Here is a 22623-nt window from a genome sequence, read left to right on the forward strand (position 1 = left end):
CGATCGGATACGACAGTTCGCCTAGCGGGTAAGACTCATTGACCTGGGGGTCTGCGGCAAATGTCATGCTACGGCGGAATAGCGTTTTCTAGCCAATCCTCCTCCGGACACTGCCACGGCCGGCCGGGGCAGCCTTTCCTTTACCTGACCAGAAACCGTCTTGCGCCTGTCTCGCCCAATCGTAGGTCCCCAGCCAGCACGGACGATCGGCGATGAGCTCGAAGGACGACCCCTTCGGCCTGGCGGGCAAGACCGTCATTCGCGCAAATCCGCGGCGCACGCAGAAATCGCCGCCAGCTCCTGAGCAACCCGTCGCGGGCGCAGACCAACCCTCTGGGGCCAAAGATTCAACCGTGTTCGATCCTGGTGTCGTGCGGCCGCCGGGCTGGGCATCCGGAACCATAATCTATCAGGCTCCAGCCTTGGGTGCTGCGGCAGGCACCAGCTCTTCCGCCGCCGCGCCAAAGCCAGCCATCGAGCAGGCGATGCTGCTCGGCGCCGCCGACATCGTCAAATACACCGCGGCAAACCCTATTCTCGCCGCGGCGGCACCTTTGCTGATGCTGCTCGGGCAGCTCAGGCTCATGCCGGTCGAAAGACAGGCGGAGCCACTGGCGGAACATGTCACCGAGGCGATTGAAAAATTCGACCGGACAGTGGAGAAGTCAGGCGTTGCCGAAGAGGATGCGCGGATTGCAAAATTCGCCCTCTGCGAAACCGTCGACGATCTCATCGGCAACCTGCCCTGGCCCAGGAGTGACGACTGGGCGCAACACAGCATGCTGGGGCAGTTCTTTCACACCGAGCGCACCGGCACAGGTTTCTACGAAGCACTGAACAAGATACTGGCCAATCCCGAGACGCACTGCGATCTGCTCGAACTGATGCATGCCTGCCTGTCGCTGGGTTTCGAGGGCCAGTATCGAGGCGTGAAGCGCGAAGACAACAATCTCGAGCGCGTTCGACGCGACGTCTACGAGACGCTTCGCTACTTCAGGGCGCATGCGGGTGAAGACATCTCGCCGCACTGGCAGGGCCTGGCAGCGACGATGGTACAGTCATCGGCCCGCCTGCCGCTCTGGGTCGTCGCGGCAGCGGGATCGGCGCTGCTGACAGCGGCGTTCTTCGCATTGCGGGTCTTTATCAGCAATGAAGGCGACGCCGCCGCCGGTGAATTGCTGGCACTCAATCCATCGACGCCGATTGCCATCGAGCGCGCCAGCGTGGCGCCATTGGCCGAGCCGGCGAAACTCACCCCACCCACGGCCACCGGGCAGATCGACCGTATTCGTGCGGCGCTGGCCAAGGACGTCGAAGGCGGCGGGCTGACCATCGGCACGAAAGGCGACTTCATCGTGGTGGAAATCAACAATCTGCTGCTGTTTCAGTCCGGCAGGGCAGAGACGAAGCCGGAATTCCAGCCCATTGCCACCGACATCGCCGCGGCTCTGGATCACGAGCCTGGACCAATCCGGATCGTCGGCCACACGGATAATGTCAAACCGCGAAAGTCGAGCGCCTTCAAATCCAACTTCGACCTTTCCGTCGCCCGGGCGAAGGCCGTGGAAGCGTTGATGGCAGCGAAATTCAGCGATCCCTCGCGACTGACGGTCGATGGCAAGGGCGAGGACGAACCGGTCGCCGACAATGCGACGCCGGAAGGCCGCGCCAAGAACCGCCGTGTCGATGTGATGATCCCCAGGGAGGAAACATTGTGACGGCCCGTTGGAAGCACCCATGACGCGTTGGCTGCTGCGGATATTCAGCGTGACCGCGCTGGGCGGCTTCGCGGCGGCGGTGTGGTTTGCCGGCCCCTTGATCCGGTTCGCCGATAGCCGGCCGCTCGGACCTGCCTGGCTACGCGCGACGATCATTGGTGTGATCGTGGCGACGCTGGCGCTTTTTTGCGGGCTGCGTTTCTGGCAGGCGAGGAAGGCGCAAAAAGCGCTCGAAACCGTCATTGCGCACAATGACGACCGTGATGATAATGATGCGCGGGTGCTCGAAGCCCGCATGAATGAGGCCGTGGCGACGCTCAAACGGTCGAGCGGCAAGCGCAACTTCCTCTACGAGATCCCCTGGTACGTGGTCATAGGCCCGCCGGGTGCCGGCAAGACAACGGCACTGGTCAATTCGGGTCTGAATTTTCCGCTTGCCGGTTCGGGAGACGCCCAACCGGTGGCTGGCATTGGCGGAACACGTGCCTGCGACTGGTGGTTCACCGACCAGGCCGTGCTGATCGACACCGCAGGACGCTACACGACGCAGGATTCCAATGCCGAGAGCGACAAGAAGAGCTGGCTCGCCTTCCTGTCGCTGCTCAAGAAATACCGCGCCAGGCAACCGATAAACGGCGTCATCCTGGCCATCAGCCTTGCCGATCTGATGAGCTTCGACGATCAGCAGCTTGATGCCCACCTCACCGAGATACGCAGCCGGCTGAGGGAAATCCACGAGACGCTGAAAATCCAGTTTCCAGTTTATCTGCTTTTCACCAAGGCCGATCTTGTCTCCGGATTCATGGATTACTTCGGCGGTTTCGACGAGCCACGCAGGCGCAAGGTATGGGGCGCGACATTCCAGACCGCGGAGCGCGACAGGAACATGGCCGCCGGGGCCCCTGCCGAATTCGATGCGCTGGCAAAACGATTGGTAGACGAGATGGCCGACCGCCTCCAGGAAGAGGCTGATCCGGTCACTCGCATCTCCATCTTCGGCTTTCCGGCACAGTTCGGCGCGCTGAGGAGTCGAATTACCAGTTTTGTCGCTAGCCTGTTCGATCCGACCCGAAGCCAGGTGAACGTCAGCCTGCGTGGACTGTATTTTTCGTCAGGCACGCAAGAGGGAACGCCTATCGATCAGGTGCTGGGCGCGATCGGCCGCAATTTCGACGGCAATTCCCGTCCGCACTTTTCCGGAACTGGCAAGAGCTTCTTTTTGCATGATCTGCTGACGGACGTCATTTTTGCCGAATCCGGATGGGTTTCGTATGACAAATCGGCCGCAAGGCGTGCGGCGATCGCCAGACTTGGCGGCCTCGGCGCAATAACGCTGATCGCTGCCGCCGCACTGGGTACGCTCGCCCTGAGCTTTGCGGCCAACCGATCGCTGATAGCCTCCACAACTCTTGCCATGGGCCAGTATCGCGAGACGGCGGCCCCATTGCTCAAGACGGCCACGGTTACCGATGTCGACCTTGAAAACGTCATCGGCCCGCTCGACCAGTTGCGCGATCTGCCGGCCGGGTTCGAAAACGGTGACCTGCCGACACCGATCGAAGAGACGTTCGGCCTCAGTCAGCGTGAGAGACTTCTTTCGGCGTCCAAAACGGCCTATCGGCAGGGGCTGGAACGAATGTTCCGATCGCGCCTGCTGATCCAGGCCGAGCGGACGATCCAGGCCAAGATGGCCGATCCCGTCGCGCTCTACGAACCGTTGAAAATCTATCTGATGCTTGGCGGCAAGGCACCGAAGGTCGATGACGCCTTGATCGTTTCCTGGATGAAGCAGGATTGGGAGCAGAACCGCTATCCAGGCGAAAACAATCGCGAAGGACGCGATCAGCTCGAAAAGCACCTGCGCGCCATGCTGGCATTGGACGACGCTTACGATCCCGTCTTCGAACTCAACCGGCCGCTTGTTGAAGCCGCTCAACGTTCTCTCGGGCGTATGAGCCTTGCCGATCGAGCTTCGGCTTTGATCAAGTCGGCGACATACGCGGCCGCGCTGGACGATTTTTCCGTATCCCAGAAAGGTGGGCCGGAAGCGCAGCTGCTGTTCGAGCGCATCGATGGCAGCGATCTGTCAGGGCTTCGTGTTCCCGGAATTTACACCCATTCCGGCTTCAACACCTTCTATCTTCGGCAACTTTCGCGCATTGCGCAGATGCTTGTCGACGAGCAGTGGGTTCTCGGCGGCGGCGGCGAACAAGGCGACATCAACCAGCAACTGCTCAAGCTCGGCCCCGAACTTCTCGATCGCTACGGGAAGGAGTTCGCGGCCGCGTGGAACGGCGTTCTCGACCAGTTGAAATTCAAGGCGATGCTGACGGACAAGCCGCACTACATCGCCCTTTCAGCCGCTGCCTCCCCAAGCTCACCGATGAACCAGCTCTTTGCGGCGATCGCCAACGAAACAGCTCTAACGCGGGACCCAGGTGACGGCAACGGTCCCGGCACCGAGATCGAAGCAGGCACGACTCAGAACCCGCCGCGCAACGCCGCGGATCTGGCCAAGGGCCTGGCCCGCATCGGCCTACAAATCGCCAACGGCAAATCGCAAAGCCGCGCCGGCACGGGGGCCGCCGACGCACGGAACGTCAATCCAGGTGCAAACATCGAAGCGCAATTCAGACCATTCCAGGCCCTTGTGAACGGCCCTGCCGGACACCGCCCAATTGATGCCCTGACCCACAACTTCAGCGATATCTATCAGAGCCTGCAACTGGCGGCCGAAGTTCCTTCGCAGACGGAGCGCGTCAGTTCGAACCTGCAGCTACAGATAGCCACGCTTCGCGCCAATGTCTCACGCCTGCCCAAGCAACTCGGCCGGATGGTCAACGCGACGGCGGATGAGTTCGAAGAAAATGTCGCCGAAACCTCGGTGACCAACTTGAACCAGATACTCGACCAGACGGTGACGGCCCCCTGTGAAGCCGCGATCAACGGCCGTTATCCCTTCGCCGGCGACGCCACCGAGGATGTTGCGATGGCGGATTTCGCGAAATTGTTCGCCCCGGGCGGCTTGCTGGACCGGTTCTTCGCACAAAATCTCGCATCGCTGATCGACATGACCGGCCAGGACTGGAGCTGGAAACAGGATGCGCGCTTTGGACGCGACCTGTCGAAATCGACCCTGAAAGACTTCCAACTGGCCGCGGAAATCCGCAGCGCCTTCTTCCCATCGGGCGGTTCGGTGCCTTCGGTCAGCATCACTTTCACACCATTCTCACTGAACGGCGATGCCGATACGGCGATACTCGATGCCGACGGCCAGATCGTCCAGAGCAACCAGACCGGCAACGCGCCAAGTGCGGTCACCTGGCCGGGCGGTACGGCTTCCGCGTACGCCAGCCTAAGCCTGACACCGGAAATGCCAGGCCGCGAATCCGCGATCAAGTTCGAAGGGCCGTGGGCCCTGAAACGGCTTCTGGACAAGGCTGCCGTCACCGGCGACGACAGCAGCATGCAAGCGCGCTTCGTGATCGGCGGACGCGACGTTTCTTATACGCTCCAGACAGGCTCAGGCTCCAACCCCTTGTTCCTCCCCGCGCTTTCCGGGTTCAGCTGTCCCAAGGCGTTTTGAGATGGGGATGATCTGCTGAGCATGGTGCCGATCCGCAGACCACATACGGTCAAACCTTGGTTTTCCTTAGTTTTCGATACTTTAATGTTCGAGCCTGTGGCAAAGTGGCGCGAGCGAGCGTCCAAAGGTGCGCCGCAGAAGGACGCTTGAAAAGCGCTTGGTGGCAAAATGAATACTGTCGCCCTTCCCATTGAAAGCTTCGGCGTGAGCCACAAAGGCCTTGTCCGTGAGCTCAATGAAGACAGCTATCTGGTCGAGCCACAAACTGGCCTCTGGGTGGTAGCCGACGGAATGGGTGGACATGACGCCGGAGAGGTCGCTTCAGCCAGTATCGTCGATCATCTGGCAACGATCGGCATCGCGAGCTCGGCACCCGATCTTCGGGCGCGCTTTGAGGACAGGCTGAGCAGGGCCAATGCCGAGATCCGCGGCATAGCCGAATCTCGCGGCATAACCATCGGTTCTACCGTTGCCGCGCTGCTGGCGATGGACGGGCGGTTTGCCTGCCTGTGGGCGGGTGACAGCCGCGTCTATCTAATCCGCAACGCCTCGATCTCGCAAATATCGAGAGACCACACCGAAGTTCAGGAGCTCATCGACCGGGGTATCATCAGCGCAGCCGAAGCGCGCACCTGGCCGCGCCGCAATGTCATCACACAAGCGATCGGCGTCAGCGACGAGATTGTCATCGATTTCCAGCAGGGCGAAATCATGCCTGGGGACATTTTTGTGTTGAGCACGGATGGGCTGACGGCGCATGTCACCGACGCCGAGATCGAGGCGGCGACTGTTTCGGCGACACCTCAGGCAGCCTGCGAGAACCTGCTCGACATGGTGCTGGCGCGCGGCGGAACGGACAACGTGACGATCGTGCTTGTGAAGATCGGAGAACGGCGCGATGGCCAATCGCCTCGTCCAGATCCGCATAGAGCGGAGGCTTGAGGCTCATGAGCGCCGACGATAAGACGCGAATATCGGGGGGCATGGCCAACACCGCCGTAGGCACGCAACTCAGCGGCATCTACGAACTCGACGAGCGGATCGCATTCGGTGGCATGGGCGAGGTCTACCGTGGCCATAATATCCAGACCGGTGACCATGTCGCGATCAAGATCGTCTTGCCCGAGTTCGCCCGTGACCAGACGATCTTATCGCTGTTCCGCAAGGAGGCATTGATCCTCAATCACCTGTCGCATGACGCGGTCGTGCGGTACCACGTCTTCACGATCGATCCCGGGATCGGCCGTCCCTACCTTGCCATGGAATTCGTCGACGGCGAGTCGCTGTTCGACATCATGCGACGTGGCGCGATGCCGACGGCAGATGTGCGCAAGCTCTGCCACCGCCTCGCTTCCGGTTTGAGCGCCGTCCATCAAGCTGGAGCAATACACCGCGACCTCTCCCCCGATAACATCATCCTGCCCGGCGGCCGGGTCGACCGCGCGAAGATCATCGATTTCGGTATCGCCCGCTCGGCGAGCGTGGGCGGTGAGACCCTGATCGGCGGAAAGTTCGCGGGAAAGTACAATTATGTTTCGCCCGAACAGCTCGGGCTCTACAGCGGCGACGTCAGTGAGCAATCCGACATCTACAGCCTGGGGCTGGTGCTGGTTGCCGCTTTGCGCGGCAAGCCGATCGACATGAGCGGATCGCAGTTCGAGGTCATCGAAAAGCGCCGGACCGTGCCTGATCTCTCCGACATCGACGACGATTTTCGTGACATCGTTGAAGCCATGCTGCAACCGGATCCGCGAGACCGGCCGGCCAGCATGGCGGACATCGCCAGAATGACGCGTGGCGAAGACGAAGGAACGATGCCGCCGACGTCCATCCCACCACGCAAGCGACCGGTCTTGCCGCCAGCCGAGCAAGCCCTTGCTCCTGATCCTAAGGGCCAGCCTCAGCCATCCAATGTCGCGGGACACGACGCGCCGCTGGCGACGGGCACGCGCGAGCGCTTTGTCCCGCATGTCCGGCCCGCGCTTTTGACCGCACCGCAGCCATCCCCGGCCGTCGGTCCTCCGCGCGCGGTCAAGGCGGATGTGCGCGCAAAACCCGCAAAGACCACCCGGACCGTCGCCATCGCCGCCTTGGCGACGCTTGCTGTCGCCTCCGGCGCAGGGCTCTATCTGAGCGGCTTCATGACGCCTGCCACGCCGACCGTCGATAAGATATCGCTTTCCGCACCAGAGCCATCAAAGCCCGCCCCAGAGCTGTCAAAGCCGCCCCCGGCGGACACTGCCGCGAATGCCCCCGAGCCGGCAAAGGTAGTTCCGCTCGCGCAGCCGGAGGCCGGCGCACCGCCGGCTGAAAATCAGCAAGATGCAGCGGCAGCTCAGAAGCCGCGGCCGGCCAACCCCGCCGGAGTCCCCTCGAAGACCGGGGCACCCCCGAAGCCAACTACGGACGTGCAGCCGCCGCCCGAAAAGGCATCACCGGCAATCCAGCCCGATGCAGTGGCCAGCGACAGCCAGACGTCGGCGGCGCCACCTGTCACGACCGCTCCAGCGCCGTCAGCAGCCGAGAGCGTCTCGACGCCGCCGCCGGCCAAGCCAGAGGTTGTCAAGAGCCAAAAGCCCGAGCTACAGACCAACCAGCCGACACCGCCCAAGGCGACCACGCCGGCGCCTGAACCCGCCGCAAGCAAGACAGATATCGCGAAGGCCGAGAGTCAAAAAGCCGCACTACCGGAGGCCAAACAGCCCGACCAGCCTGTCGTCGCGTTGAACGTGCCCAAACCAGAGGCCCCCGCGGCCGTCGACGACATCGCGCAACGGGTCTCCTGGGTTCGCGACTTCGGCGGCGGCGATTGTTTCTATGCGACCATGACGTCGGCAACCGACAAGGCCCCCGCGATCGAAGGATTTGGAACTGCGGTCCAGCCATTCGAGCGCATGCTGGGCGATTTCCAGGCAAAATTCCACATCGAGCCGGACATCAGCGTCCGCCTCATCGAGCCAAGCCAATGCGAAGTCACCAATTTTCTGCGCTTTCTGGGGCAGACCGCCGCCGACAAGCCGCAGCTTGTTCTCGATCGGACGTCGGTGCCGAACGGCACGCCGGTCAGCGGCACGCTGGTGACACGCGGCGGGCTCGTCTCCAGCGTGCTGCTGATCGATCACAAAGGCATGGTATTCAATCTCGACGACCGCATCGTCGTAGAACCGGGCAAGGCTACTTTCAGCATCCCGATTGGCCTCGGCGCGGCCGACAAAGCCGCCGGAAAGGCCGTGCCGCAGATCATAATGGTGATCACGGGCGTCCATGATATTCAGGCGGCCGCGTTCTCCACGCCGACACCCGCCGCTGTGCTGCTCCCCAAAATTCTCGAAGAAATTGAGACCGATGGGACTCGGTTCTCGGCCGCTGCCCAGTATTTCCGGCTCGGCGGATAGCATGGACGCCCGATGGAACTCCGCCGCTCGCGTTCGCCCCGTTCGTCCGCCGACCTGCCCATAGAGCAGCGTGATCCGCTTCGAGCCGTGTTTGCCCTGACAGGCCACATGAGGCTTGCAGTCATGGCGGGCGCCGCGCTGCTGGCGGTGCTGTCATCCAGCGAAGCGCGCGCCGAATTCACGGTTTGCAATCAGACACTCGACGTCGTCAATCTCGCTGTCGGCCAGAAGGTCGACAATGCGGACCAGACCGATGGCTGGTGGACCATCGGCGCCAATCAATGCGTGAACGTCATCCGCGAGAAACTGACGAACCGCTACATCTACATCTATGCCACGGACGTGTTCGGTCATGCGATCCTCACCGGATCGACAGAAATGTGCATCGAGCGGCGCCGTTTCTCGATACGCGGCATCGATGAATGCTGGCAGCGCGGCCATATCGCGGCGCAATTTCTCGAAGTCGATACGCTCGAACAGGTCCGCTGGACCTTCTTCCTGACCGGAAGCAATCCGTGACGCACAATATCGACACGAGCTTCAGGCACAAAAAGCAGGCGCGCGCCGCCCTTCGCAGGCGCGCGCTTTGGCGCAGGCTTATTGCCGGTCTCGCGGTGGTTCTCCTGCTTTCGATCGCCGCCGGTTTCTACCTCACCGCGGACTATTGGTCGTTCGGCGACGAAGATGAGGAGTTGCACGCGGTCGAGGGAGTGGATGATGTGCCGGCCGATGCATCCGTCTATGTGCCGGCCATCATCGACCTTGCCGGGGATCCAATGTGGATCACCCTGGCGCCCGATGCCGGCGCCGCAACGAAAGGCCGAACGATGCCGCGCCCGGCGGAACTCGATCAGGCCGGCGTTTCTCCCCAGCTCGAAATTCTGTCCGACGTCATGCTTAGCGCCAGCGAAAAATTCATGACGACGATACCGTCGACGCAGGAGGATTTCGCATTCTTCCAGGCGCAAAGAAAGACCGCTACCGCTCCATCCGGCGATCTCCAGAACGACCTTGAGCCATCACCCACCGCAGAGGAATCCGCGGCGGTTCCGGACCAGAAGGCGGACGCCGACGATCCCGAAGCCGGCTGGGGTGAGACAATCGACGCGGGCGATGCTGCCCTTCCCGCATTCCAGAAGACCCAGATCGAAAACAACACCAGCGTCGCGGTCGTCACGAATGATTATCAGCGGTTCGAGGCGACCGAGGACATGTTCGTGAAGACCCTCAACGACCGCAGCCTGGACAGCGTTGTGCTCGATGCGCATTTCTCCGCCGACGATGCCAAGTTGGCAGGCGAGGCCCTGAAGGCGCTTTTCAATCGGGACAGTCTGGAACCGGGTTATGTAGTTGCCATGCGCGGTTTCAGGCCGAGCCGCGGGACGACCACGATGTCCCTCATGCAGGTTTCGATCTACGCCAGGAACGTGTTCGTCGGCACGCTGACGCGCAATGCCGCCGGCGCGTTCGTGTCGGGCGTCGATCCCTGGGTCCGCGAAGACCTGTTCAATTATTCGGGCGCACAGGCGGAAGGCACGCACAAAAGGCAATACCGTCTGCTCGACGCGATCTACTCGACGGCGGCCCGCAACAATGTCCCGACCGGCGTGATCGGCGAAGCGATCATGTATCTCTCGAGAGGACAGGACTTGGACGCCTTTGCAAGCGAGGACCAGCGCCTCGTGCTGATCTATTCGCAGATGCCGCGCGGCAAGGACGAAGGTGCCGGGCGGGTGCTGTATGTGGGTGTCCAGGGCAGCGAAAAGAGCCTCGACTGTTTCGTCTTCCAGCAGAGCGACGGCCAGTTTGCGTGCGTCACCGGTGACGATCAGGTTCGCTCACTGACGGTAACCAACGGCATGGTCACACCGGTCAACGGGGTTATGACCTCCACCTTCGGGCCACGCAAGCATCCAATCCTCGGGACCGTTCGCATCCACAAGGGCGTCGATTGGGCGGCTCCCGTTGGCACGCCGATCGCAGCGGCCTTCGATGGCGAGATCACCTTCCAAGGCGATGGCGGCAACTATGGCAATCTGGTGAAGATATCGCACGGAAACGGGCGCGAGACGCGCTATGCGCATATGCAGAAATTTGCAATCCAGGCCGGCGTCGGCACGAAGGTGAAAGCCGGCGACATCATTGGATACATCGGCACCACCGGCCTTTCGACCGGGCCTCACCTGCATTTCGAACTTTATCAGAATGGCGAGGCGATCGACCCGCTGGGCAGGGTTACCGCGATCGCTTCAGACGATTCCGCTGTCGAAACGCTCACCGACCGCATCGTTCATGTCGAAAGTGGCGGCAGCGCTCGCGCCAAGAACCCAAATTCTTCAGCGACCGGCGCCGGCCAGTTCATAACCAAGACCTGGATCAGGATGATGAGCACCTATCGCCCGGAGCTTGCGCGCACGCTGTCGACTGCCGACCTGCTCGCTCTGCGCTACGACGCCACGATCTCGCGCGAGATGGTGCGCAATCTGGCGCGCGAAGGCGAGGCCTATCTTCGGGCGCGCGGTCACCAGATCACAGCTGGACGGCTCTATCTCTGTCATTTCCTGGGGATGGAAGGCGCGCATCAGGTGCTGGCGGCGACAGGTTCGGCGCAACTGAGCGCCGTGCTGGGTTCGGCCGTCATCCAAGCCAATCCGTTTCTCACCGGCAAGACAGCCAGCTACGTGGTGGACTGGGCCGAAAGGAAAATGGGCCAAAAACTAAGCCGTGTGGCTACTGACGCGAGCCCGCAGACCACGCAGATCCGCCAGACATCGCCGGAGTTCGAAAAATACAAACAGGCCGTCACCGCCCTCATAGGCTCGATTCAGAATACGCTTTGACCTGGCCGCGCGGCATAAGTGTCTCGGACTGTTGATGTTCCCCATCCCGATTTCATCGGGATGCAACAGGCTTCAGAGCGTTCACGGAAACGCCGAACCGCGCACTCTGTTTGTTTAACGCAATCCGGACGGAAAACCGTTTCACACTTTTACCGGCTTTATTCCGTCTTTATCCGCATTTCCACGCGGCGGTTCACGGGATCGTATGGGTTTGGGCTGCGCGGATTTTTTTCGCCCATGCCGATCGCATTGATGCGCGCGGTCTCAATCCCGCTGGCTGTCAGGAAGGTCGCCACCGATTGCGCTCGACGCTGCGACAGGCCTTCGTTGTAATGCACGGTGCCGGTGGCGTCGGTGTAGCCTTCGACGACGAAGTTGAACGTGCGCAGCCGATTGTCCTTCAGGGCCTTGGCGAATTCGGTGAGTTCAGCGCGCGCAGTCGTGTCGAGCTCGGCCGAATCCAGCCCGAAATTGATCAGCATGTCGAGGCTGGATTTTCCTGCTGGCGCGTCATTTGCCTTGGTCTTGCTTTTGCACTCCTCCTCGGAGCCGACACAAATTCCTCGCGACTTGCCCAGATCGGCCGCGCCGGCAAAAAACTTCACAATGTCTTCTGATTTCTGAACGGGATCGGCGGAAGCGTGGGTCGAGAAAAACACGACCGCCAACATAAAAGCTGAACTGCTCCACTGCATAGCGGCTCCTCCTGTTTGAGCAATCCGATTTCGATGATCGCGATCATACCAAATTCCAAGGCAACTGTCTGTCGACAAAACACTGAGGGCACGACAATGCCGCGAGTTGTCGGCGCGTCACAGGATGAGACTTGACCCGCGCCGCGCGTGAGGCTTGAGTGGCCAGAGCTCCTCGATGAAAGCGTGGCGGTCATGGCCAATGGGCTCCGGTTCAAAACGGCACGGGATCTTTTCATGGCCTGTCCTGCTGTTGCCCGGGACATGAGAGCCCTTCCAACCGACCAGCGCTCGATCGAGTTCTGCCGCGACCTCCTCGCCGGGCGCGTTCCCGAGGAAGCGATTACATTTTGTGCCTATCTGCTTCCAGAGCGGGCCGCGGTCTGGTGGGCCCATGAATGCCTGAGCCACCTGACCGACCTGCTCGATGAGACCGATCACGGTTTGCTCGCGCTTGTCCGCGACTGGGTGGGTGAACCGGACAGCCCGCATCATCGCGCAGCAGTCAGTGCGGCCGCGACGACACAGCCAACGACGCCGGTCGGCTGGATTGTCCTGGCCGCGGGATGGCGTGACAATGGTTCGGCCAGGGCCGCGACGATGGTATCGGCCCTGCAACCATTTCCTGCCGCCCATGCGGTCAATGCCGGGATTCTGACCGGACTGGCACGTGTCGCGCTCGCCGACCGGTTTGCCGTTCTTTCGGCCTTTGTCGAAATGGGCATCCAGATGGCCGAGATCGAGGCGCTGCGCGAATCAGCGGATGCGTATTAAAGCATTCACCCCGGCACAAACTGGATGGATGCCATCAACGCCCTGTATTACTTGCAGCCACCTTGAGCCCATTTGGCAAGCGCCACCTTGAAGCGTGTTCCGAGCGGATGCTGCAGGCGCAAAACAGAGACATCGTTGGAGGCGAAATTTTTCGCCTGTTCGCACAGCCGGGCCTCGTTCCATTGATGGCAGCCGTCGCAATGCTTGCCTTCCCATACCGACTTGTCGAGCCCCTCCACCGGACTGAAGCGTGGCTTGCCCTTGATGAGCTCGGCAATGCTCTTGCCGTCGATTTCCGGATCGCCAAAATCGATCGGGTGGTCGAAAAAGATGGGGTCGTCCGAGGCAAGCTTCGGTATCTTCTGACGAAGCACATTGAGTGCGAGTTGGGCGTCGTCACCGGGGCCGGCCGGACTTGCCGTGGCGTTGCGCCCATCCGAGCCGCCTTCCGGTTGCTGAGCGCTCGCCTCGCCGACGATCAGCGGCGCGTTGAGATCGATCTTGTGCAGGACGACCTCGGTGGTCAGTGAGACATTGGTCCAGGGGCGCTGTTTGCCGGCGGTTGCCTTGAAGACATCGGCGGTAACGCGGTTCATCGCTTCGGTGATGGAAACATTCGTTTCGCCCATATGCGCGAGCAGCGCCGAAGCAAACGGCGAATGTTCGCCCGACCCGTCATAGGCGACCCGATCAGGACTGGTGGCGAACGCGACAAGCGTGCCCGCGCCACCATTATCGATCGGGATTTCGGCAAGGCCGCTCCTTGCTCCCTTGACGCCGGCGGTCTTTGCCAACACATCGGCAAGCGGATTGTCACGGCAGGCGTCGAGGAAAATCAGCCTTATGCTGGTCTCGCGTGACATTTGCCGCAAGATGAAATCCACAGGCACCGCCTCGAAGTCGAGCGAGGTCTCGTCCTCAAGTGCTGCATCGATCGGAAGAAGGTAGTTGCTGCCTGAAACCTGCAGCCCATGGCCGGCGTAGAAGAACAGGGCGATGTCGGCGCCGCGAACCTGCTTGGCGAACTGCGCAATCGTCGTCTGGGTCTGCAGTTTGGTCAGGTCGAAGCCGGAAACGACTTCAAAGTCCAGGTTCTTCAGACGTTCGGCCATGGCCTGGGCATCGCGTACCGGATTGGTCAGCGCCGGAGCATGCTGATACTGGGAGTTGCCAAGGACCAACGCGACACGGCGTTCGGCATCGGCGGCCGACAAAGTCAAAAGTAATGCCAGTGCTGCAAGCCCGATGCCGCGCATAAGGCCACCACAACGGGCGATCAGATCGAAACTCACCGGGACAACGGATCCTTCCTCAGTTGACGAGCTTGGTGGCGGAAAACTCGATCCGCCGATTGAGCGCCTTGTTCTTCGGCGTGTCGTTGGCGGCAACCGGCCGCTCCTCGCCGTAGCCGGTCGCCGCGATCTGCGTGCGAGGAATGCCCGCGGCGACAATGGCGTCGGCAACCGCCTCGGCCCTCCGCTCCGACAAGCGCTTGTTCTCGACAGGCGACCCATCGGAATCGGTATGTCCGGAAACCTCGACCTTCAGGCCCGGGCACTTGCCAACGACACCGACGACCTCCGCAAGTAGCGGGCGGCTTTGGGTATCGAGCCGCGCGCTCGCCGTTCGAAAGTAGATAGCCCCGGTGCGCGACAGCACCGCAAACCGGTTGAGGCACTCCTCGTCGCTGAAGTTCGTCTTCGCGGCATCGGTGGCGACGGGTCCGACATCGGCGGTCTTCGCCGCAACAGGCTGGACAGCAGCCGGCGTGCTGCCGTCAGCGGTGAACACGAAATCGAACGACACCGATGCGGTCGGAACAATGTTGGTCACATTGGCCGCCTGCTGGAGTTTGTCGACATTCGGCAATAGCCCGAAGTCCTCCACATGCACGGCGACCGGAGCCTCCGAAGCGACCGATACCATGTCGTCGCTGATCATGGTCACCACGACGTTGGCCTCAAGGTTCTTGTCGACCCCGTGCAAGTTGAGACGGAACGGAAGCACCGCCTTCACACGTCGCTTGGTCGGCAGGTCGGCAAACGCCGCGGGATCGACCTTCGCGGTCAGTTCGGCGGACGGAAACTTGAATGTCTCGAAGAAAAGGAACCGCATGCGGACATTGCGAAGATCGACCCCCGTATCGACCGAATTGAGGTCGAAGGTGACTTTGGCGTCACCCCCCGAAGTAAGGCTGCCGGAAATATTCCTGATCTTGTTGGTTTCGACGATCGTGTTCTTCTTGACCGACTGATAGGTGAGCACCGACGCGGCGGGATCGAGCGTCCAGTTCGCCTGTGCGTTCGCGGTTCCCAGTCCGGGCAAAAGCAGCACGGACAGCGCAACGATCAAGCCAAGTGCGTTTATGGCGAGCCGACTTCTCGACCGTATTTTCCAGCAGAATCCGACGACTTCGAACATGGAACCCCCCTGCCTAGAGCAGTTCACGCTTTCACGGAAACGGCAAACCGCTCCATCTGTTTGTTTGACGCAATTCCGGACGGAAAACCGTCTCTTTTCCTGGAATTGCTCGGTGCCGATGGAGAGCATAGAACACTTGCTCTCGCTTGGCGAGCGTCTCGGCTGGAGTGCTTGGCCAGTCCATAATCCGGCCACGCCACACTGGCTAGAAGGCGATCTTCAATCCGAACTTGGCGCCGATGGTGGAACTGTCTGAAGACGCTTTGCCACGGACTTCGCCGTTGACGGTGGTCGAGTCCGACACTTTCAGATTGAAGCCGGTCGACAGCGCGGCGGAAAAATCCGCATCGTCGAAGTTGATTTCCCTGGTGTCGATTTCGGTGGTGTTCTTGTAGCCGAAACGCTGCTGCAATTCGCCCCGCGCATAGGGGCTGAACACCATGCCGTTGCTCAGCGTGTAATCGCCATAGATGCCGGGCTCGAGCTTGATCGCGCCAAAAGAAAGCTGGCTCTTGCCGAACTCGTTGCCGCCGCTGTCTGTATAGGGATCGCCGCGGAATGAAACGCCAAGCAGGCCGCCGCGCAGGTCGAAACGGGTGCGCTCGCCCAGCTTGAAGATGTGGCCGACCGATGCCGTAACCGCATAGCCCTTGGTATCATAGCTGCCGGTGGTGCCGAGCACGCCGTTCGTCACGTCGCTTCCGCCGATGAAGCCGGAGGCGGAGACCAACGCGTAGTCGACGCTTTTGCGAAACAACACGTAGCCGCCGAACAGGCCAGCCTTGTTGGTACCTTCGCCTATGGCATCAAATCCCCGGAACGCGCCGAGGCTGACGTCGGTCGAGGCGTAGCCGGCGAAAACGCCGATGTTCAGGCCATACTCATTGTCGAACTGGAAGTGTTTGGCGGCATTGAAATCAAGACTGATGGCGGCCGAAAAATCATTGGCATCGAAGCTCGGGCCGGGTCCATTCAAGCCGCCGCCGCTGATGTTGTAGCCGTCATGCTCGGTATGGGCGAACTGGCCGGAGGCAAAGACCCCGAAGCTCTCCGAAACCGGCACCATTCCAGATCCGGATGCGGGCGAAAGGTGGAGGTCAGCATCGAGCGCGTCGCGGTTTATGCCGTAGAGAGCGTCGATTGCCACCGTGACCGCGCCGGCGTTGGTGGCGCTGGTGGGCGCCGCCGCAATGCCGAAATTGGCCGGCGTGGCACGCAGGAACAAGCCGCCATTCGGGCCGGCTACGACCTGATAGCTGAAAAGCGAGCCCGGCGTGCCGGGAACACCTGCGACGCTGAACGTCCCGGTGACCGGACCGTTCGTCGAAACAATGAGCGGGATATCGGTCGCCTGGGTGAATTGCGGCGTGCCGAGCAGGTTGACGATGATTGTATTGACGCCGGTGGCCGAGAACGCGCCGGCGACCAGTTGATCCGACTGCACCGTCTGCTGGTTGATGTCGAGGCCGATGCGGGCGCCGTTGAGGGTAAGGCCGCCGAGCGTCAACACGTCGTTGGCGACACCATTGCGCATGTCGATCAGCGAACTCGTGGTCGCGATGATCGAACCCGGCATGGTGACGTTGCCGTTGATGAACAGCGTCGAGCCGTTGCCGAGGTTGAGCTGGTTGATGCCTTGCGTGCCGCCGCTGAAACGCAGTGTGGAAGCGTCGGCCGAGAAATTGTCGAAGCCCGTAAAGTTCTGGCTCTTGCCGCCGGCCGCGAGGTCGGTGCCGGTGACGGTGCCATTGGCATTTATTCCACTAAACAGCACGCCATCGCTCAGATTGAGCGGATCTACCGTGCCGATACCGTCTATGACGAGCGTGTCGGGCCCGAGGCCAGTGATGTTACCGCCGATCGTGCCGCCTGACAGATGAACATGCTCGGCTTCGATGCCGCCAGTAATGGTGCCGCCGATGACCGAGACGTTGTCGAAGCCGGCGCCGCTGACGCCGCCTTCCCCGAAAACAGATCCGTTGACCGTGCCGCCGCTCATGTCGAATGTATTGACCCCGGTACCGAGATCGACCTGGGTCGGCACGGCGGCTGTGCCAATGGTGCCGCCCGAGATGCTGATATGGTCATCACCGTCATTGCCGGAAACCGGCCCGGCGATCGTTCCGCCGCTGATGGTGATCGTATCGTTGCCTAGGTCACCGATGATTTCATCGGTGAGAATGCCGCCGGATACGAAAATCCGGTCGTTGCCGTCATTGCCTTCGATGAAACCATTTATCGTGCCGCCGCGGAAGTCGATCGTGTCATTGCCGGCGCCGCCGCTCACGGCGCCGCCGAGTGTGCCGCCGGTCATCGAGAAGCTGTCGTCGCCATCCTCCAGGCCGACAGAATCGGTGTCGTTCCCACTCTCGCCAAGGTCGATGCCGATACTGGCGCTGCCTGAGACCGTGACGTCGTCGTTCTGGCTGCCGGCGAAAATCGAACCGTCGATCCTACCGCCGCTCACGTCATAGGTGTTGCCGCCACCTTCACCGAATACCGAACCGGTTATGTGACCTGCGGTCATGTTGAAAATATCGGCGCCGTCGGCGAGATCGACGCGGCCCGGCGTCGTGGTTGTCCCGATGGTTCCGCCGTTGATGTTGACGGTGTCGTTGCCATCGTTGCCGAATATATTGCCGCCGATGGTGGCGTTGCCGCCGACCGTTATGGTGTCGTTTCCGGAGGCACCATCGACATCGAGTTCGACCGCGGCATCGCCGCCTATGCTGACCTTGTCATCGCCGGCCTCGGCATCGACTGCAGCAACGTTGCCTCCCGCAATGGTGATGGTATCGCTGCCGTCGCCCCCGTAGATGACGCCGACGGTTGGCGCGCTGTAAAAAACGCCCTCCTCGGTCTCGAGGATACCGACCGTTATCTCGTCGTCCCCAACGCCGCCGGTCACATCACCGACCTGCGTGGCGCCGCCGGATATCGCGGCCCTGTCGGTGCCGTCTCCAAGGTTGATGTCCTGAATGCTGCCGGCCTGGATGACGACGGTGTCATCGCCCGCCCCGGTATCGAGATTGGCCCTGACGTTGGGGGCGAACGGCTCGCCCAAGTAATCCCCATAGAACATCTCGAATTGGTCTTTGCCGCCAAGGAGCTCGATCGTCCCATCCGCCGGCTGCAAGGAGGTCGACCCATCCGTGGGCAGCCCGCCTACACTGGGCGTTGTCGACACGTCGTCGGTCAGCTCGCCGCCAAAAATCCTTAGGATGTCGTCGCCGTTGCCATCGTAATCATTGATCTTGATCTCCGACGAGTTCTGGAACCCATTAAACCGGGTGGTGAATACGCCATCGATGTCCTGAAAATCCCCGACCGTCCTGCACTCCACCGTAACCGATGTCGTCTGGAACGGATCGCCGTCGCCGTTTGCAGTGGCGGAGCACGCCGCTGCGCCAGATATTTGGAAGGTGGACGCTGCCGCCAACGCAAGCAACGAAACACCCGCCAATTGATAGGCCTCGCGCGGCACGCTCATTCGACCCCACTTTACGAGAAATCGATACCGTCACAAAAAACTAAAATAGGCCCCACCCATGGGATTGGGGCTCGTTGACCTGCCTCGCCGAGAGTGTAGGCGGCGTGTTGCTCTACGGCAATGGTTCGGCGTTCGCCGTTGGGCGACTATCAGGCCAGCTGTGGCGACAAGGTCACTATCGAAAAGCTCGAAGCGAACTATTGACCCCAGTGTATCACCGTTCAAAGGGCACATTTAGAGATCAGAATAGGCTGCCGAAACGGTCAGGTCTCCGGCATGAGCAATCTTGCGGTCGTAGCTTGCCCAGATTTCGCCGCCACACTGTTCCGCCCAGCGGTAACAGAAAGAAAAATCGTCAGGCAAATCCAGTTCCGGCGTCACGATCTTAGTAAACGGCGTCAGGAAATTCTGGAACTGAGCGGTGTACTTGTTCCTACGGTAACGAGACCGGTCCACCGTCTCGGGCAACTTCTCGATCATCGCCGTCACGCAGTCGCGGGAGACCAGAAAGATACCCGTGCCGCATGACGATACCCGGACAAAGCCCCTTATCTCTTGCCGGGGTTCGACGACGGTTCCGATGAAGTCCAGGCTTTGTGCGAAGGCCTTGTCGAAGGGCAATGTCGACAGTGAGTGGAGTTTTCGCAGATCGACCAGGCGCCGGGGATACAACGAGCCGACCACCGGTTTGTCCAGCGCCAGCATCGCGCCGATCAGATCAGGCGAAAAGCCCATGTCGCTGTCGATCATCAGGATGTGACTGCAATCCGGCTTGTTGTAGTAGAAGTTCGTCAGCAGATAGTTCCGGGAAAACGGGATATCCGTGTACTCGATTTCCGACAGCGTGAAAGCGTAGCTGGACAGGCTGTTGTGGGTCAGGGCCGCGAAGAGGCTGCGAACGAACACGCTTTTGTAGGCTGCTCCATAAACCGGCAGGGCGAGGTTGATCTTGATCGGCATCGTGTCCTCCACAGTCCAGTGACTGCATACAAATCCCCTTTTTCCTATCTTTGACATGACACTTGGTATAAAAATTTGCTGGCCGTTGGCGGCACGGAGTCCAGACGCTCAGGCAGGATTGCGTTTGCGTGTGGTGCGTTCGAAGGCTGCCGGAATAGGATTGACGCAGGCTGGAACGAGCATGCCGATATGACCCATCGCCACGGATTCTTCTTACGCATCCTTCTGCTCATGCTTTTCGTGATCCTGAGCACGGTCGGCGTTCGCGCCGCGGTCGAGCAGAACGCCTCGCCACAGCCGCGCAACCGGCTGGCGATCGTCATCGGCAACACGAACTACCAGAGCAAGCGTCTCGAGCACCTCGCCAATGCGGTGAACGACGCGACGAAACTGTCCGACAGCCTGAAGCGGCTGAATTTCGAGGTTCTGACCGGAACCGATCTCACCGCCGATGGATTCGCCAAGCTTTTCCGCGACGCCGAGGCCAAGCTGCCCGAAAGCAGCGCCGTGCTGATCTTCTACGCTGGTCACGGCATGCAAGTGCAAGGCGAAAACTACCTGCTGCCGATCGATACGCCCGATCCGGAAAACCTGGACAAGTTGACGGCGCACGCCGTCAAGCTGAACGACGTGATCGCCAAATTCGCCAGTCGCGACCGTCAGACCTTCATCTTCCTTGATGCCTGCCGCAACAATCCGCTGGGCAGCGGCGCCAACATCAACGGTCTGGCCCAGGTTGAGGTCGGCGAAAACACGTTTGTCGCCTTCGCGACCCAGCCCGGCAACGTCACCGTCGACGGTACCGGCGAAAACAGCCCGTTCACCACTGCGCTTCTGAAAAATGTCGAAATCCCCGGCTTGAGCATTTCGGACATGATGATCCGCGTCCGCAACGAGACCGAGGCGCTCACCGTCGGCCGCCAGGTTCCATGGGACCAGTCGAACCTGCGTGAACAATTTTATTTCACCGAACAGCAGATGCTCGATCCGGCGCAGTTGAGCGCCAGCCTGTCGCGCATACTGTCCGATCCCGACGCCAAGAAGAAGCTGCAGATCGAGCTCGCCTCCAACGACCTGCAGACCGCCGTGCTCATCGTCGGGCAGACGTTGCGGTCGGTCGAGATTCCTGCACCATCAGGCGGTTCAGCGGGGCCGGTCGGCACTCAGGTCGCCAATCTGTCTCCAACTGACAGCGTTGCAGTCGCTCGCCAGAGCGTCGTCTCCGGTCTCGAAACCCTGATTGTCGGCGCATCGGCGGGCGAAGCACAAAAGGACAAGGCAGGCGATCTTGCGCGCAGCATTCAGACGGAACTTCGCCGCCTGGGTTGTTATCGCATGCAGGTTGATGGCGATTGGGGCACGGGCTCCATCCGCGCCCTCACCGACTATTACAAAAATACCAATCAGGTCGCATCGACGACCGAGCCGACCGTCGGACTGCTCGGCGATCTCTTTTTGCGTTCCGGCAGAATCTGCAAGCAGCCGGTCATCGTCAAGGCCAAGCCGGCCAAAGTCGCGTCGGACAACGGCCTTTCGCAAACCGGTCCCAGCCGCAAGGCTGCGAAACGCGCGCAGGCCGCCCCGCAACGCCCCGCAGCCCCCCCTCCAGACATTAGTGGGGGCATAGGCATTGGTGGCGTGTTTTAGGATGTGGGCGGTCAGGCGCGCTTCCTTTCCGCCTTTGTTCTGGGAATGCCGCGGCTCGGGGCCGCCACCCTCCTTGAGCGCAGCGGTTATGACGCAAAGGCATCGGAGCATTTGAAGGGCCGCTATTGGGAGCGGATCAAAACCGGACGAGCGCGACCGTATCTTCTTTGATCATTGCCTGATGAACAGGCCCGTGTAGGTCTGGCCGGCGAGCGTATAGGTTCCGGCCAGAGTTCCGTCGGGCATCATCATAAAACTGACGTCCGCGCCATTCGGGAGGCGCCCAAGCTTCAACGTAGTCCCTACAATTTTTCCTGCGCCTGCGGCCTCTCCCGGATTGTTATCGCCCAGAATTCCCCACGCATAGGTGACCGTGACCTTTCCGTTCGAAGAAACAGATTGAACAGCCAGTTTACCTTCATATGTACCTTCCAATCGTCCGGCCCAATTGCCCGAAAAAGCAGCGTACTTTGTTGGAACGCCCTTTGCGGGAGGAGTGATTGTCACGGATTGATCCATAATCGCCGAGCCAGGAGGAACAGAGGCAGGATCCAAGGCGGGTTGGGATGGAATGGTAGCAGGATCCAACACAGGTTCAACAACGGCGGATTGTGGCGGTTCTGGAGCCGATTGGCACGCGGCTAGGACAAGTGCCGCGAAGGCCAGTATAAGGTTCCGCATCAATTTCTCCACTTCGTTCTCCGACGGACGTATCCGAAAAGCCCGCTGATCGGCAGAAGGTCCTATTCCCCAGGCCGGATGTCGGAGACACCTGTTATGCCGAACAGTGGCCCTAATAGATAACCGCGTGTCAACGGTGTGGCGACATTGCGCGGCCGGACCTTAGGTGGCTTTTTGGCATGCCCGCGGTCGAGTGCGAGGCGCACTGCGCTTGATCTAGTTGTGTTTGGTATCTGGCTCAGAAACTGCTTGGTCCGGGCATGTTGGGGATTGCCGAAGAAGCTGTGTTGACTGCCTTCCTCGAAAATCTGACCGGCGTCCGTGAAGATCACGCGGTCGGCCACAGCACGCGTAAAGCCCAGATTTTCTGGCTGCCTTCTCTGTCGTCAGCAGTTCTCAAAATCCGGCTCTTGAAAATC

At 60.8% G+C, this 22623-nt stretch carries 14 protein-coding genes and 1 pseudogene; 8 read left to right on the forward strand and 7 right to left on the reverse strand.

Annotated elements, in window-relative coordinates; all coding sequences use genetic code 11:
• Nucleotides 1-212 precede the first annotated feature (212 nt).
• The 6 genes from tssL (at nt 213) to X744_RS158705 (ending at nt 11539) form a co-directional block, all read left to right on the forward strand.
• Entirely contained in the window at nt 213-1718 is a 1506-nt protein-coding gene (gene tssL, locus X744_RS158730) for a type VI secretion system protein TssL, long form (protein WP_023758866.1), read from the forward strand.
• Between the two features lie 19 nt (nt 1719-1737).
• Nucleotides 1738-5304: a type VI secretion system membrane subunit TssM gene (gene tssM, locus X744_RS158725; protein ID WP_023758867.1), complete on the forward strand. Its 3567-nt coding sequence runs from the start codon at nt 1738-1740 to the stop codon at nt 5302-5304.
• A gap of 168 nt (nt 5305-5472) precedes the next feature.
• Nucleotides 5473-6246, forward strand: a complete 774-nt coding sequence (locus X744_RS158720) for a protein phosphatase 2C domain-containing protein (protein ID WP_032907316.1) — start codon at nt 5473-5475, stop codon at nt 6244-6246.
• Nucleotides 6247-6251: 5 nt separating this feature from the next.
• Entirely contained in the window at nt 6252-8699 is a 2448-nt protein-coding gene (locus tag X744_RS158715) for a serine/threonine-protein kinase (RefSeq protein WP_031260111.1), read from the forward strand.
• Between the two features lie 108 nt (nt 8700-8807).
• Entirely contained in the window at nt 8808-9218 is a 411-nt protein-coding gene (locus tag X744_RS158710) for a DUF1036 domain-containing protein (RefSeq protein ID WP_032907342.1), read from the forward strand.
• Nucleotides 9215-11539, forward strand: a complete 2325-nt coding sequence (locus X744_RS158705) for a M23 family metallopeptidase (protein ID WP_023758872.1) — start codon at nt 9215-9217, stop codon at nt 11537-11539. Before X744_RS158710 ends, X744_RS158705 begins: the two co-directional genes overlap by 4 nt.
• Nucleotides 11540-11697: 158 nt before the next feature.
• On the opposite strand, the gene X744_RS158700 is transcribed toward X744_RS158705, so the two are convergent.
• Nucleotides 11698-12234 (reverse strand): OmpA family protein, encoded by a 537-nt coding sequence (locus X744_RS158700; RefSeq protein WP_031260113.1) that lies wholly within the window; start codon nt 12232-12234, stop codon nt 11698-11700.
• A gap of 192 nt (nt 12235-12426) precedes the next feature.
• Here X744_RS158700 and X744_RS158695 point away from each other — a divergent pair, with 192 nt between their 5' ends.
• Nucleotides 12427-13005: a hypothetical protein gene (locus X744_RS158695; protein ID WP_198032220.1), complete on the forward strand. Its 579-nt coding sequence runs from the start codon at nt 12427-12429 to the stop codon at nt 13003-13005.
• Between the two features lie 47 nt (nt 13006-13052).
• Here X744_RS158695 and X744_RS158690 read toward each other — a convergent pair whose 3' ends face one another.
• From X744_RS158690 to X744_RS158675, 4 genes are all read right to left on the reverse strand, one after another.
• Entirely contained in the window at nt 13053-14297 is a 1245-nt protein-coding gene (locus X744_RS158690; RefSeq protein WP_245266565.1) for a caspase domain-containing protein, read from the reverse strand.
• A 19-nt stretch (nt 14298-14316) separates the two neighbouring features.
• Nucleotides 14317-15426 (reverse strand): OmpA family protein, encoded by a 1110-nt coding sequence (locus X744_RS158685; protein ID WP_023758876.1) that lies wholly within the window; start codon nt 15424-15426, stop codon nt 14317-14319.
• A gap of 205 nt (nt 15427-15631) precedes the next feature.
• Nucleotides 15632-18916, reverse strand: coding sequence for a hypothetical protein (locus X744_RS158680; RefSeq protein WP_023758877.1), 3285 nt, complete (start codon nt 18914-18916; stop codon nt 15632-15634).
• A 234-nt stretch (nt 18917-19150) separates the two neighbouring features.
• On the reverse strand, nt 19151-19876 hold the full coding sequence (locus tag X744_RS158675; protein ID WP_023758878.1) for a hypothetical protein: 726 nt from the start codon (nt 19874-19876) through the stop codon (nt 19151-19153).
• A gap of 189 nt (nt 19877-20065) precedes the next feature.
• Here X744_RS158675 and X744_RS158670 point away from each other — a divergent pair, with 189 nt between their 5' ends.
• Entirely contained in the window at nt 20066-21523 is a 1458-nt protein-coding gene (locus X744_RS158670; protein WP_023758879.1) for a caspase family protein, read from the forward strand.
• 171 nt (nt 21524-21694) lie between these two features.
• On the opposite strand, the gene X744_RS1000000175080 is transcribed toward X744_RS158670, so the two are convergent.
• Nucleotides 21695-22216 carry a hypothetical protein gene (locus X744_RS1000000175080; protein ID WP_245266566.1) on the reverse strand — a complete coding sequence of 174 codons (522 nt, stop codon included), beginning with the start codon at nt 22214-22216 and terminating at the stop codon, nt 21695-21697.
• Between the two features lie 218 nt (nt 22217-22434).
• Nucleotides 22435-22566: pseudogene (glnQ, locus tag X744_RS1000000175085) on the reverse strand (glutamine ABC transporter ATP-binding protein GlnQ); the annotation flags it as partial.
• Nucleotides 22567-22623 lie beyond the last annotated feature (57 nt).

The organism is Mesorhizobium sp. LNHC252B00 (assembly GCF_000502955.1).
GTDB lineage: Bacteria > Pseudomonadota > Alphaproteobacteria > Rhizobiales > Rhizobiaceae > Mesorhizobium.

Coding starts and splice junctions, on each gene's coding strand:
- X744_RS158695 (WP_198032220.1), top strand. CDS start 12,427: ATGGCCAATGGGCTCCGGTTCAAAACGGCACGGGATCTTTTCATGGCC.
- X744_RS158715 (WP_031260111.1), top strand. CDS start 6,252: ATGAGCGCCGACGATAAGACGCGAATATCGGGGGGCATGGCCAACACC.
- X744_RS158700 (WP_031260113.1), bottom strand. CDS start 12,234: ATGCAGTGGAGCAGTTCAGCTTTTATGTTGGCGGTCGTGTTTTTCTCG.
- tssM (WP_023758867.1), top strand. CDS start 1,738: ATGACGCGTTGGCTGCTGCGGATATTCAGCGTGACCGCGCTGGGCGGC.
- X744_RS158680 (WP_023758877.1), bottom strand. CDS start 18,916: ATGAGCGTGCCGCGCGAGGCCTATCAATTGGCGGGTGTTTCGTTGCTT.
- tssL (WP_023758866.1), top strand. CDS start 213: ATGAGCTCGAAGGACGACCCCTTCGGCCTGGCGGGCAAGACCGTCATT.
- X744_RS158720 (WP_032907316.1), top strand. CDS start 5,473: ATGAATACTGTCGCCCTTCCCATTGAAAGCTTCGGCGTGAGCCACAAA.
- X744_RS158685 (WP_023758876.1), bottom strand. CDS start 15,426: ATGTTCGAAGTCGTCGGATTCTGCTGGAAAATACGGTCGAGAAGTCGG.
- X744_RS158675 (WP_023758878.1), bottom strand. CDS start 19,876: ATGCCGATCAAGATCAACCTCGCCCTGCCGGTTTATGGAGCAGCCTAC.
- X744_RS158710 (WP_032907342.1), top strand. CDS start 8,808: ATGAGGCTTGCAGTCATGGCGGGCGCCGCGCTGCTGGCGGTGCTGTCA.
- X744_RS158670 (WP_023758879.1), top strand. CDS start 20,066: ATGACCCATCGCCACGGATTCTTCTTACGCATCCTTCTGCTCATGCTT.